Source organism: Chryseobacterium sp. MYb264 (genome assembly GCF_035974275.1).
In the GTDB taxonomy this organism is placed as follows: domain Bacteria; phylum Bacteroidota; class Bacteroidia; order Flavobacteriales; family Weeksellaceae; genus Chryseobacterium.
Window position 1 is genome coordinate 3,716,871 of sequence record NZ_CP142422.1, and the last position, 13,191, is coordinate 3,730,061.

The 13,191-nt window shown below is 38.0% G+C and carries 9 protein-coding genes and 1 pseudogene; 7 read left to right on the forward strand and 3 right to left on the reverse strand.

The genetic code is table 11. The features are described 5' to 3' along the window. Positions 1-49: 49 nt before the first annotated feature. The 3 genes from VUJ46_RS16100 to ricT are packed head-to-tail and all read right to left on the reverse strand — an operon-like array spanning position 50 to position 4,370. Entirely contained in the window at positions 50-2,428 is a 2,379-nt protein-coding gene (locus VUJ46_RS16100; RefSeq protein ID WP_326981743.1) for a penicillin-binding protein 1A, read from the reverse strand. A gap of 6 nt (positions 2,429-2,434) precedes the next feature. Continuing rightward, positions 2,435-2,899, reverse strand: coding sequence for a gliding motility lipoprotein GldH (locus VUJ46_RS16105; RefSeq protein WP_326981744.1), 465 nt, complete (start codon positions 2,897-2,899; stop codon positions 2,435-2,437). Beyond that, complete coding sequence (gene ricT / locus VUJ46_RS16110) at positions 2,892-4,370, reverse strand: PSP1 domain-containing protein (RefSeq protein WP_326981745.1); 1,479 nt, start codon at positions 4,368-4,370, stop codon at positions 2,892-2,894. The genes VUJ46_RS16105 and ricT overlap by 8 nt, the downstream gene beginning before the upstream one ends. A 274-nt stretch (positions 4,371-4,644) precedes the next feature. Between ricT and VUJ46_RS16115 the strand changes: the two genes are divergently transcribed. The 7 genes and pseudogenes from VUJ46_RS16115 to VUJ46_RS16145 all read left to right on the forward strand — a co-directional run bounded on the left by VUJ46_RS16115 (position 4,645) and on the right by VUJ46_RS16145 (position 13,103). Continuing rightward, positions 4,645-5,877, forward strand: a complete 1,233-nt coding sequence (locus tag VUJ46_RS16115) for an OmpP1/FadL family transporter (protein WP_326981746.1) — start codon at positions 4,645-4,647, stop codon at positions 5,875-5,877. A 10-nt stretch (positions 5,878-5,887) separates the two neighbouring features. Next, positions 5,888-7,453, forward strand: a complete 1,566-nt coding sequence (locus VUJ46_RS16120; RefSeq protein WP_326981747.1) for a G-D-S-L family lipolytic protein — start codon at positions 5,888-5,890, stop codon at positions 7,451-7,453. Positions 7,454-7,538: 85 nt separating this feature from the next. Continuing rightward, the gene (locus tag VUJ46_RS16125) at positions 7,539-8,477 is read left to right on the forward strand and encodes a ribose-phosphate pyrophosphokinase (protein WP_326981748.1); all 939 of its coding nucleotides are present in this window, start codon (positions 7,539-7,541) and stop codon (positions 8,475-8,477) included. Between the two features lie 56 nt (positions 8,478-8,533). Then, complete coding sequence (locus VUJ46_RS16130; protein ID WP_326981749.1) at positions 8,534-9,178, forward strand: 50S ribosomal protein L25/general stress protein Ctc; 645 nt, start codon at positions 8,534-8,536, stop codon at positions 9,176-9,178. A 290-nt stretch (positions 9,179-9,468) separates the two neighbouring features. Beyond that, on the forward strand, positions 9,469-10,689 hold the full coding sequence (locus VUJ46_RS16135) for an aminotransferase class V-fold PLP-dependent enzyme (protein ID WP_326981750.1): 1,221 nt from the start codon (positions 9,469-9,471) through the stop codon (positions 10,687-10,689). A gap of 168 nt (positions 10,690-10,857) precedes the next feature. Beyond that, positions 10,858-11,490, forward strand: a pseudogene (locus VUJ46_RS16140) (nitroreductase family protein). Between the two features lie 272 nt (positions 11,491-11,762). Continuing rightward, on the forward strand, positions 11,763-13,103 hold the full coding sequence (locus tag VUJ46_RS16145) for an IS5 family transposase (RefSeq protein ID WP_326981209.1): 1,341 nt from the start codon (positions 11,763-11,765) through the stop codon (positions 13,101-13,103). Positions 13,104-13,191: the final 88 nt, after the last annotated feature.

Here is a 13,191-nt window from a genome sequence, read left to right on the forward strand (position 1 = left end):
AAGACCTTTCAATTTGTTTGAAAGGTCTGATGTATTTCTAAAAGAGAATTTATTTATTAAAATCTATTTCTTCTGATGTATTTAGATTTTCGTTTACATTTTCTTCTTTTTTACCTGAATTGTTTTTTGGAGTTGGATCTGCAGGTCTAGGATTTTTGATCTCATCGATTGTCTGAAGGCCTCCATCGTCTCCATAACCTCCGCCAAGTCCTTTTAATCCTGTACATCCGTCTTTCCATTCAGAAGGTTTGATGAATTTATCGTCTGGTGAAACACCAAGCGTTTTATCTGCCCAAACTTTCTTCATATAGATCGCCCAGATTGGCAATGCCATTTTTGCACCCTGACCTTCACCGGTTCCAAAGAAGTGGGTGGCTCTGTCTTCCCAGCCTACCCAAGCTCCTGTTGCCAGTTTTGGAGTGATCCCCATAAACCAACCATCGGAGTTGTTCTGTGTAGTACCTGTTTTCGCTGCAATTTCCACTGCTTTTGAAATTCCTCTTCTTCCCAATTCTCCGGAAGCTGTTCCGTACTGTGCAACACCTTTCATCAGTTCGATCATCGTGTAAGCATACAGAGGATTCATTACTTCCTTAGGTTCTACATTTACTTCTTTAATCACTCTACCGTTGGCGTCTTCAATTCTCCAGATCATTTCCGGTTTATTGTGGTTACCGTAGTTGGCAAACGTACTGTAAGCACCAAGCATTTCAAAGATGGTAATATCTGACGAACCTAAAGCAATGGTATTGTTTCTAGGGATGTCTTCTGTTACCCCTAAATCTCTTGCCGTTTGAATTACTGCATCAACACCCGTCATTTCAATCAATCTTGCTGCAATAGGGTTTTGAGAGTGTGCCAAACCGTCTTTTAAGGTTAACATTCCTCCTCTTCCCGGAATATGCCATCCTTTATGATCATACGTTGCATTGGAAACTGCTGAACAAGGGGTCATTCCTAGTTTCATAATAGCAGTAGCATATACGAAAGGTTTAAATGTGGAACCTACCTGTCTTTTTCCTTGTTTGATGTGATCGTACTGGAAATGCTGCCAGTCGATACCTCCAACCCAGGCTTTAATTTCACCCGTTCCCGGAACCATAGACATTAGACCTGCCTGAGCAATTTGTTTGTGATATCTGATAGAGTCCCAAGGAGACATTTCTACCTCTTCTTCTCCGCCCCAAGTGAAACGGGAAGTTTTGATCGGCTTGTGGAATTCCATTAAGATTGAATCTTCAGAAACGCCCGCCGCTTTTAACTGCTTGTAACGCCCGGTTCTTTTCATTGCCTGAGTCATTACATCGTTTACCTGCTTATTGGTTAAGTAATAGAAAGGTCTGTTTTTTCTGCCTCTTTGTTCGGCATCAAATCTTTTCTGAAGATCTGTTAAATGCTCACGGATTGCTTCTTCTGCGTACTTCTGCATTTTAGAATCAAGCGTCACATATATTTTTAAGCCGTCTTTGTAAAGGTTTAATTTTTTACCCGTCTGCTTCTCGTAATCTTTAAGGTAATTATCAATCTCTTTTCTTAAATAAAACTTATAGTAGGCAGAATAATCATCACTGATATTTTTGATAGGGTGATAATCTACTACTACCGGAGCTGATATTGCTTTTTCGTATGTTGCATTGTCAATATAGCCTGTTTCAAGCATCTGAGTTAAAACTACATCTCTTCTTCTTTTTGCTCTTTCAGGATTTCTCATGGGATTGTTGGCAATAGGTGCTTCAAGCATTGCTACAAACATAGAGGCTTCCGGAAGAGTCAATTCGGAAGTTGTCTTATTGAAGTATATTTTAGATGCCATTTCAATACCATTCGCATTATATGTAAAATCGAATTTATTGAAATACAAAGTGATAATTTCTTCTTTGGTGTATAGTCTTTCAAGGCTCACCGCAACAGACCATTCTTTTAGCTTTTGAATAACTCTTTTCACTGGATTTTTGGAAGGTTCCTTTGTAAATAAAAGTTTAGCTAGCTGTTGAGTAATTGTAGAACCTCCACCTCTGTCTCCTCCATATCTAAGGGCTCTTAAAATAGATTTTAAATCAATTCCTGAATGCTCTTTGAATCTTTCATCTTCTTTTGCCTGTAACGCATAAATAAGATAAGGAGGGAGTTGCTTGTATGTGATAGGTTGGGTTTTTTCTTTCTCAAATTTACCCAGTAATACACCATCTGAAGAATAGATCTCAGAGGCCACGTAGATGTCAGGATTTTCCAGCTCCTTTACATCGGGCATTTCTCCAAGAAAACCTTGGGAAACCGCAAAGAAAAGTCCTGAAATTCCTAAAACAACAACAATGAGCCCAAGCCATACAAACCCGACCCACCTTTTCCATGCGTTGCTTTTCTTTTTTTTAGGAGGAAGCGGGAATTTTTTTCCTTTGCTTCCGGCATTTTGTTTGTTTACTTCCATATAGGGTTACGGTTTAGCCGTTTCTATTTTTACGCCAATATCTTCAATTCCGGGGAGGTTGTCATTTCTCATGGCCTGTACCAATCCAATTTCGTACTTTCCTTTTGCCGGGAATTTATAATTCAGTTTATACTGAAAGAGAGTTTCCTTCGTGTCACCAAATCCTGTACCAAGCCATTCGCCGTTAGGTTTAGCCAAAACATAGTTCATTGTGTCGGTCTCCTTTTTCTTCGTTTGAAGATCAGTGAAATTCACGATGAATCTTATATTGCTGTATGGATATTCATTGTTATTTCTTACAACAAATATAATATTTTTAGGATTCTGCGGATCTGAAATTTCAAGATTAAATTTTTGTTCACTCTTCTTATCCCATTTATTATCAACGGAATTCATTGTGACTTCTCCTTCTGAGGAAGAAGTACAGCTAAAGAAAAGGATAAGGGTAAATAATCCTAAAATTTTACGCATTATTATCTTTTTTTGGAGGAAACTTCTTTTTGAATTTTTTCTTGTTTGCGTTTGGCTTTTTTTCACCGTCAACGGATGCTTTTTCTACCTGAGCTTTCGGCTGTTGCTGTTGTTGCGGCTTTTGCTGTCTGGATTGGTTGTTGTTAGACTGTGCATTCGGTCTGTCCTGTTTTTCCTGTCTTTCCGGACGAGGCTGCCTTGCTGGTCTGTCAGATCTTTCTGGTCTTTCCGCTCTCTCAGGACGATCGGTTCTTTCCGAACGCTCCTGTCTTTCAGGGCGGTTATTTGGTCTGTTGTTTCTATTTTGACCTTGCTGTTGACCCTGATTATTCTGATTGCTGTTCGGTCTGTTCTGATTTCTGTTTTTGCTGTTCCCTCTGTTTTTCTTTTCGAATCGGTCAACACTGTTTTCCTGAATCAAATCGATGGTTGCCAAAGGAATATCCGGTTGTTTAAGTTCTTCAAGAGGCAGTGTTTTTTCGCCTCTTTTGTTTTTAGCAATGAGTTTTTTTACCAGATCAATATCAAAGTCGTACCAAGCCATAGAGCTGTCTACATAGGCAAACCACATTTTCTTTTTGAAAACGTCGATTTTAATACAAAAAGCTCTTCCTTTCTCGGTGTCCAACATTGTAGATGAAGACGGGAAGTTGCTTAAAGCATCCAGATAGCTGTCTAATTCGTAGTTTAAACAACATTTTAGTTTACCACATTGCCCAGCCAATTTTTGAGGATTGATACTCAGTTGCTGATATCTTGCCACATTGGTGTTTACCGATCTGAAATCCGTTAACCAGGTTGAACAGCAAAGTTCTCTTCCGCAGGATCCAATTCCTCCCACCTTTGCAGCTTCCTGTCTGAAGCCGATCTGTTTCATATCGATCTTCGTGCGGAAGGCACCCGCATATTCTTTAATCAGCATCCTGAAATCTACACGATTATCAGCGGTATAATAAAACGTAACCTTAGAAGCATCACCCTGATATTCAACGTCCGTGATCTTCATTTCAAGCCCTAGCCTGTGAGCGATCTTTCTCGCATCAATTTTTACGTTATCTTCTTTTTTTCTTGCTTCCTGCCATACCTCAAGATCTTTTTGGTTGGCCTGTCTGTATATTTTAAGGGCAGATTCTTCAGAAAATTTCTTCTTTTTCATCTGAATCTTTACCAATTCACCGGTGAGACTTACCACACCTACATCATGTCCGGGACTAGATTCTACTGTTATTACACTACCTATATGTAATGGGATATTATTTACATTTTTATAAAACGATTTTCTGTCATTTTTAAATCTAACTTCCACAAAATCACATCTGTTAGATGCGGGATTGTTGATGTTAGAAAGCCAGTCAAAAACACTTAATTTATAACTATTACCACAGGTATTTACATTTTCACAGCCATTCGCGGTTTTCTTGGGACCGCAAGAATGTGCAGAATCGCCGGATGTTTTGCATCCACAACTCATATATTATATATTTAATCTTGCAAATTTATGATTTTTATCTTTATGAGGTCTAAAATAATCAAATATTAAGAAACTCTGTTGTTTAATATTAAACAGGTGTTAGGTATGTCAACTTGATTTTAATTAAATATTTAATAATGTTTGGTTTAAAAGGAATTTAGATGAATATGTTATTTTAAACATAATTTTCTTTGAGGGGGATGTTTAAAAATTTAAGATTTATTAACAGCTGTAACCAAAATAATTTTATATTTGGGTTATATAATAATAGTCTATGAAAAAAATCTTAGTATCAACTGCATTGTTGGCGGGTGTTTTATCGTATGCGGGAGGCTTCAGGGTATCTTTGCAAGGGGTAAGACAGTTGGCAATGGCACACACCAGTGCGCATGCTGAGGATGCAAGTATAGCATTCTTCAACCCGGCGGGTATGTCCTTTATTCCTTCGAAGCTTAGTATTGCAGTCGGAGGTTTTGCGGCAGGTAACAAAGTGACTTTCCAGAATACAAATACGCTACAGAGTACAGAAACGGATAACCCTATCGGGACTCCTATTTATGCTGCGATCGCGTACAGACCTGTGGAGAAATTATCAATCGGGTTCAGTTTTTCAACACCTTTTGGTAGTACCATTAAATATCCGTCTGATTGGGAAGGCAAGGAAATGGTGCAGAAGTTAGAGCTGAAAAGCTACTACTTCCAGCCTATGATTTCTTATAAATTTAATGAGTGGTTTGCTTTCGGTGCCAGCTATATCTATGCGAGAGGAGATGTTAAGTGGGATAAGGCTGTTACACAATTCAGTGGCTCTCTCAATTTAGACAGTAAGGCCAGTGGACAAGGATATGGTTTTGGATTTTATTTCAGACCCGATCCTAAATTAGACGTAAGTATCGCTTACCGTTCACCGGTTGATATGAAGGCTAAAGATGGTAAGGCAACATTTAACGTACCTACAAGCGTTTTCCCTTCTTTAGGACTGAACAGCTCGGGGCAGGATAGCTTTTCGGCAACTTTACCATTGGTTGAAGAATACACGGTAGGGTTGACCTATAAAATTACTCCTAAATGGTTGGTTTCGGCAGATTTCAACTACCATGGCTGGGAAAGATACAGCCAGTTGACATTAGATTTTGGTCAGGCTCCGGTTGGTAATTCACCATCAGATCCCACAAAGTCAATATCTCCTAAAAACTTCAGAAATTCAAAGACTTTCAGATTAGGTACTCAGTATGCGTTTACCAATATGATTTACGGACGCTTAGGTGCTTATTATGACGAATCTCCATACTCTGATCAACACTTTATCCCGGAAACACCTTCGTATAATACCTATGTGTTTACTGGTGGGGTTGGATTTAAATTAAAACAGTTCGGGATTGATATAGCCGGCGGATATGCTTTGCCTCAGGCAAGAGATGTGAAAAATGATAATCTACAGTTCTACGGACAATCTACTGCAACTGCATTTTATTTAGGTTTAGGTTTATCTTACAATCCTTTTTAATTGAAAAACTATGAAAAAAATTATAATTTCAACATTAGCTGTTTCTGCTCTTTTTTTTGTGACGAGCTGTGAACATGATTTTGATACGGATGTAAAAGATATTACGGTAACAAGTGGCGAAGCAGATTTTACGACCTATGTTTCTTTAGGGAATTCATTAACATCGGGGTACCGAGATGGTGCGCTTTATAGTTCAGGGCAGAATGAATCCTATCCGAGCATGATTGCCGGACAAATGAAGCTTGCCGGCGGAGGTGGTTTTACTCAACCTCTTATGCCTAATGATACCGGAGGATTTGTGGGTTTTAAGGGGTTTCCAGGAAAACTGACTCTACAGGTTGTTAACGGTAGTCTGTCTCCCGTAGAGAGCCCGGCTGCTGCGGCATTAGATAATGTGTCAGCAGGAAGACCTTATAATAATATGGGGGTCCCGGGGGCTAAATCTTTTCACTTAGTAGCTCCTGGATATGGTAGCGCCGCAGGATTGACAGAAGGAACAGCGAATCCGTATTTTGTAAGATTTGCCTCTTCAGCATCCGCGAGTGTTTTGGATGATGCTAAACTCCAGAAACCGACATTTTTCTCTCTTTGGATAGGAAATAATGATGTCCTTTCTTACGCTACTAACGGAGGAACAAATTCTCAAACAGTGGGAACGGTAACCACTTACTCGGCAGCAACGGTTCAAAATGGAAATTTAAATCCAGCGACTTATAAATCGAATGACATCTCAGACCCTAATGTTTTGGCAGGTTCCATCAAAAATGTTTTGGATGGGCTTAAAAGTGTGGGGACAACAAAAGGAATTATCGGAAATATTCCGGATGTAACAAGTATCCCTTTCTTTACCAGAGTGCCGTATAATGCAATTCCTTTAGACGCTACAACGGTTCAGAAACTGAATACGAGTCTTTATGGCCCTTTAAAGGCTGCTCTGACTTTCTTTGGACAAGGAGATCGAATAAATCCTGTTGCGGTAGGAAATAATCCTGTTTTAATTAAAGATAATAAATTAGCTAATCTTTCTCCTCAGCTTACGGCAGCATTAACGTCTGCCGGATACCCTGCTGACCAGGCTGCTTTTATAGGGAACGCTTTCGGGCAGGCGCGCCAGGCAAAACAGGGAGAGCTAATTCTTCTTACAGCCAGTAAGGTTCTCGGGTTGGATGCTACAACAAATCTGCCTCCTACTGCCAGCTCTGTATTTATCTATGGGGCGAGTTTTCCAATTGGAGACGAGCTTTCCTTAACGGCGGATGAAGTGAATAATATTTCAACAGCAGTAAAGGCATATAATGTAGCCATTAAAGGATTGGCAGATTCTTATAATTTAGCTTTTGTGGATGCCAATGCTAAAATGAAAGAACTGGATTCTAAGGCAGGGATTACCTGGAATGGGGTGAAGTATACGGCAACTTTCGTTACCGGAGGTGCTTTCTCCTTAGATGGAGTACATTTAACAGGAAGGGGATATGCTATTATTGCGAATGAATTCATAAAATCCATTAATGCAAAATACAAATCTACTTTGCCACAGGTAGATCCTAATAAATATTCGGGAGTAAAATTTCCGTAATAATTGATAAAATAAAAACTTAGAAACCACAGGATAGATTCTTGTGGTTTTTTTTTAAATTTGCAAAATCTTTTAAAAAGTAAAAATGGCCGATCAGTTAAGTTATCTATTTTGCACAAGAACGAGTAAGGACTTGGCAGAAAAAATTGCCCATCACTATGGGAAAGAATTAGGAAAAATCAACTTTCAGACGTTCAGCGACGGGGAATTTGAACCTGTTTTGGATGAATCTGTAAGAGGTGGAAGAGTATTCCTAATCGGATCTACGTTCCCTCCAGCAGACAATTTGTTAGAACTTCTTTTAATGATTGATGCAGCGAAAAGGGCTTCTGCTAAGAGCATTACAGTAGTACTTCCTTACTTCGGACTTGCAAGACAGGACAGAAAAGACAAACCAAGAGCCCCAATCGGAGCGAAATTGGTGGCAAATCTTTTGACAGCTGCAGGAGCAACAAGAGTAATGACTATGGATCTTCACGCAGACCAGATTCAGGGGTTCTTCGAAATTCCGGTAGATCATTTGTATGCATCTACCATCTTTGTAGATTATATCAGAGATCTGAATCTTGAAAATCTTACCATCGCTTCTCCGGATATGGGAGGTGCAAAAAGAGCGAAAAACTATGCAGGACACCTTGGTGCAGATGTAGTAATTGCTTACAAAGAAAGAAAAAAGGCAAACGTAGTTGAAGAAATGTTCCTTATCGGAGATGTAGTAGGAAAGAACGTGATCCTTATTGATGACATGATCGATACTGCAGGTACGCTTTGCAAAGCTGCAGATATCTTAATGGAGAAAGGAGCAAAATCTGTAAGAGCAATGGCTACTCACGGAGTGCTTTCAGGGAAGGCTTACGATAATATTGAGAACTCAAAATTATTGGAAGTTATTGTAACTGACTCAATTCCTGTTAAAAATAATTTGTCAACTAAAATAAAAGTGCTATCTTGCGCCCCATTATTTGCGGACGTTATGAAGATGGTTCATGAGCATCAATCAATTAGCAGTAAATTTGTTATTTAATTGATATTTAGAAGTTTGCAAATTTAATTTGAAACAATTTTTTAAATTTTTTATAAATGAAATCTATTACAATTCAAGGTACAAAAAGAGAAAGCGTGGGCAAAAAGTCTACAAAAGCTTTACGTGATGCTGAATTAGTTCCTTGTGTTGTTTACGGAGGTGGCGAGCCATTGAACTTCTCTGCAGAAGAGAGAGCTTTCAAAGGTTTGGTATATACTCCTGAAGCACACACGGTATCTATTGAAATCGACGGACAGGTAATTCCTGCTGTTCTTCAAGATATTCAGTTCCACCCAATTACAGACAGAATTCTTCACGTTGATTTCTATCAATTAGCTGACGATAAGCCAGTTGTTATGGAGGTTCCTGTAAGAATCACTGGTCGTTCTAAAGGTGTTGTAGCTGGTGGTGTTTTACGTCAGTCTTTCAGAAAATTGAAAGTAAAAGCTATTCCTGCAAACTTGCCAGATGAGGTAGTTGTAGATGTTACTCCATTAAGAATTGGTAACAAACTTTACGTTGGAGGTATCAAAACTGAAGGATATTCTTTCGTACACCCAGACAATGCAGTTGTTGTAGCTGTTAAGATGTCTAGAAATGCAATGAAAGGTGGAGCAGCAGCTCAAGATGATGAGGATGAAGAAGAAGGTGCAACTGAAGAAGGTGCAGCTCCTGCAGCTGAAGAAGCTTCAGCAGAATAAGAATTACTTATTTGAAAATATGAAACCTGTCAATTTTTTGGCAGGTTTTTTTATTTAAAAGGTGAGTATAATCAACTTTTATAAGTGAAACGCCCTTGCGAACCAAAAATATTCACAATAAAATTTCCATTCTCCATGATCTTAGCGTTAAAAATTAAGTTTAAAGTTAAAATCAAATCCATCGAATCTTTCTATCAACCAACAACAATCAACTCTCAACCACAATCCGAAAAAAAGCCGTAAATTTGAAGTGTTCTAAATAAGAGCGTTTTAATTTAAAATTGTAATAAATGTTTGACATTCAGGAAATCAGAAGTCAGTTTTCTATATTAGATCAGAAGGTGAACGGTAAGCCGTTGGTTTATCTAGACAATGCAGCAACATCGCAAAAACCGAACTCCGTTTTAGAAGTTTGGAATCAATATTATACAGAGCTTAACGCCAACGTACACAGAGGAATCCATACTTTGAGCCAATTGGCAACTGAAGAAATGGAACTTTCAAGAAGAAAAGTTCAGAAATTCATTAATGCTAAACATGATTTCGAAGTAATTTTTACGAAAGGAACGACAGAAGGATTAAACCTCATCGCTTATATTTTAACTCAGAAATTAAAAAAAGACGATGAAATCATCATTTCTTACCTTGAGCATCACTCGAATATTGTCCCTTGGCAAATGCTTTGTGAAAGAACCGGCGCGAAACTAAGAGTAATCCCAATCGACGAAAACGGAATTCTTCAATTAGAAAAATTTGATGAATTTTTAAACGAAAAAACAAAAGTTGTTTCTGTTAATCAGGTTTCTAATGCTTTGGGAATTGTAAACCCAATCGAGGAAATTATTGCAAAAACAAGAAAAAATACAGACGCATATATTGTAATTGATGGCGCTCAATCTGCGCCTCACTTTACTATTGATGTTCAAAAAATGGATTGCGATTTCTTTGTGTTTTCAGGGCATAAAATGTACGCTCCGATGGGAACCGGGATTTTATATGGAAAACAGGAAATTCTGGAAGATTTGCCGCCTTTCCATGGAGGAGGAGAAATGATTGCAACGTGTTCTTTTGATGGAACAACGTATGCTGGACTTCCGTTTAAGTTTGAAGCAGGAACGCCAAATGTAGGTGGAAATATCGCTTTAGGAGCTGCCATTGATTTCATTCAAAAAGTAGGGCAGGAAAATATTCAAAATCATGAAAATGCTTTGTTGGAATATGCTCAAAGACAACTTTTAGAAATTGAAGGAATTAAAATTTACGGTGAAAAAGCAAACAGAACAGGGGTGGTCTCTTTCAATTTGGAAGGGGTGGGAATTGCTTCTGATGTAGGAATGATTTTAGATAAACTAGGGGTTGCGGTAAGAACGGGGCATCACTGCACGCAACCAATTATGGATTTCTTTAATATTGCAGGAACGGTAAGAGCCAGTTTTGCGGTTTACAATACTTTCAACGAAATTGACGTATTGGTGGAAGGCGTAAAGAAAGCTCAGAAAATGTTGTCATAAAATAATCACGATATACATTGAACTCCTGAAATTCAGGAGTTTTTTGTTTTTTAATACTGTTATTTAGATTAATTTTAAATAATAGATATTAACAATGAGTCAAATTTAAAAATCCATTCCTTTTATTTCTTTGACTTCCTTTAATTTTGTCCGGTCTAAATATAACACATGGAATTAATTGAAAAACTAAACTGGAGATTTGCTACCAAAGCAATGAACGGTCAAAAAGTACCACAGGAAAAAGTGGATAAAATATTAGAAGCAGCAAGATTAGCGCCTACTTCAAGCGGTCTTCAGCCTTTCGAGATCGTCGTGGTGACGAATCAGGAGATCAAAGAACAGATCAAACCTCACGCTTGAAATCAGCCACAGGTTACAGATTGTTCGCATCTTTTGGTCTTTGCCGCTTGGGATAATTATACGGAAGAAAGAATCAACAAAATGTTTGATTTAACCAATGATATCAGAGGTTTCAAAAACGAAGGCTGGGAAAATTACAGACAGATGTTGTTGGGAATGTATCCTCAAAGATCTGCTGAAGAAAACTTCACACACGCAGCAAAACAAGCTTATATTGGTTTTGGAGCAGCAATTATCGCAGCAGCTTTCGAAGAGGTAGATACAACGCCAATGGAAGGCTTTGTACCTGAAGAAGTGGATGCTATTTTAAATTTAAAAGAAAAAGGTCTGAAAAGTGTAGTTCTGCTTCCAATCGGTTACAGAGGCGCTTCGAATGACTGGTTGGTAAACCTTACGAAAGTGAGAAAACCAAAAGAAGATTTCATTACTGAAATCAACTAATTATTAATTATTTTACTCATAAAAAACACCCTTTCAATTACTGAAAGGGTGTTTATTTTTCTCGATCTATTTTTTCAAGATTTTGCCTTGTGTCAAAAACGTCGGCAATTTTTAACCATTTTCTTCATCAATAGAATAAATGATCTTATAATTAGTCATTCCTTAAAAACCAAGTAATATTTTGATTATCAGTTTTATGCACTTATATTTCGTAAAAAATCGTTGTAAAAAATTGCAATAAATTGTATTTTTAGGATATAAAAAGTGGCAAAATGTTAGGCAAAATAAGAGAGGATTTACAGCAGAATTTATTCAAGACCAGGCTTACGGAGCTTATTAATATGGAGCATCCGGTGGTAAAATTAGCTGGGGAGATTTCCTGGGATAAAATGGAGTCAGAGTTTGAGAAATTATTTTCAGAAAACGGAAGACCTTCTATTGCTATCCGTAAAATAGCAGGAATGCTTTTGCTCAAGGAAATGTTTAAAGAAAGTGATGAAAGTGTAATAGAGAGATGGATTGAGAATGCGTATTGGCAATATTTTACCGGAGAAACCTTTTTCCAGACAGAGCAGCCTTTCGATCCGAGCAATTTTGTACACTTCAGAAAAAGAATTGGAGATAAGGGTTTGGAATTTCTTTTGGGACAAAGCGTTTCTCTCCATCCCAAAGCCAAAACAGAAGATGAAGTTCAGGTAGATACGACGGTTCAGGAGAAGAACATTACCTTTCCTACCGATGCCAAATTAGCAAAAAAAGTAATCGACAATTGTAGAAAAATAGCAGAAAAAGAGAGCGTTGTACAAAGACAAAGCTACAGAAGAGTGAGCAAACAATTATTGCGGGACGCTTTTTTTGGACATCATCCCAGAAGACAGAAGAAGGCAAAAATGGCGAGGAAAAAGCTCAGGACGATTGGTAAAAGAGTTCTTCGGGAATTGGAAAGAAAACTTCCTAAAGATGTTTTGAAAGGCTACGAAGACGTTTTTAAAATTTACCTTAAAGCACTCACCCAAGAACGTACCACGAAAGATAAAATTTACAGTCTTCACGAGCCACAAGTTGCGTGTATTGCGAAAGGAAAATCGGGAAAAGCATACGAGTTTGGGACAAAAGTAGCAGTAGTAAGAGGTCGGAAAACAGGGATCATCAGCTCGGTAAAGAGATTTTCTGGCAATCCTCACGATAGTAAAACTCTTGAAGAATCATTGGCACAGAGTGAGAGGGTAAGAAAATCCGTTGGCGGAACAAGACCTACGAAAGCCACTACAGACAGAGGATTTAAAGGAATCAAAGAAGTGGAAGGAACAGCAATTTTGCTTCCCGCAAAAAAAGAAAAAACAAAATATGGGCAACAAGTAGCCAGATTAAGATTCCGGGCAAGAGCAGCCATAGAACCTTGTATCTCTCATTTAAAAAGAAACCACTCCTTAGGATTAAACTTCCTGAAAGGAGTGGCTGGAGATATTAATAATGCATTATTAGCAGGGATTGGATACAATTTGAAGATGAGATTGAATCAAATCAAACAACAAATTCTTCTTTGGCTCGAACTTGTTCTCCGAATCTTTTTAGGCAAATATAATTTTCAAAGTCAAAAAACAGCTTTTTAAGGAGCGACTAATTAGTCATTCCTTAAAAACCAAGTAATATTTTGATTATCAGTTTTATGCACTTATATTTCGTAAAAAATCGTTGTAA

Bases quoted from the DNA above. Each gene is read 5' to 3' on its own strand.
- VUJ46_RS16100 (WP_326981743.1), bottom strand. From the start codon at position 2,428: ATGGAAGTAAACAAACAAAATGCCGGAAGCAAAGGAAAAAAATTCCCG.
- VUJ46_RS16105 (WP_326981744.1), bottom strand. From the start codon at position 2,899: ATGCGTAAAATTTTAGGATTATTTACCCTTATCCTTTTCTTTAGCTGT.
- ricT (WP_326981745.1), bottom strand. From the start codon at position 4,370: ATGAGTTGTGGATGCAAAACATCCGGCGATTCTGCACATTCTTGCGGT.
- VUJ46_RS16115 (WP_326981746.1), top strand. From the start codon at position 4,645: ATGAAAAAAATCTTAGTATCAACTGCATTGTTGGCGGGTGTTTTATCG.
- VUJ46_RS16120 (WP_326981747.1), top strand. From the start codon at position 5,888: ATGAAAAAAATTATAATTTCAACATTAGCTGTTTCTGCTCTTTTTTTT.
- VUJ46_RS16125 (WP_326981748.1), top strand. From the start codon at position 7,539: ATGGCCGATCAGTTAAGTTATCTATTTTGCACAAGAACGAGTAAGGAC.
- VUJ46_RS16130 (WP_326981749.1), top strand. From the start codon at position 8,534: ATGAAATCTATTACAATTCAAGGTACAAAAAGAGAAAGCGTGGGCAAA.
- VUJ46_RS16135 (WP_326981750.1), top strand. From the start codon at position 9,469: ATGTTTGACATTCAGGAAATCAGAAGTCAGTTTTCTATATTAGATCAG.
- VUJ46_RS16145 (WP_326981209.1), top strand. From the start codon at position 11,763: ATGTTAGGCAAAATAAGAGAGGATTTACAGCAGAATTTATTCAAGACC.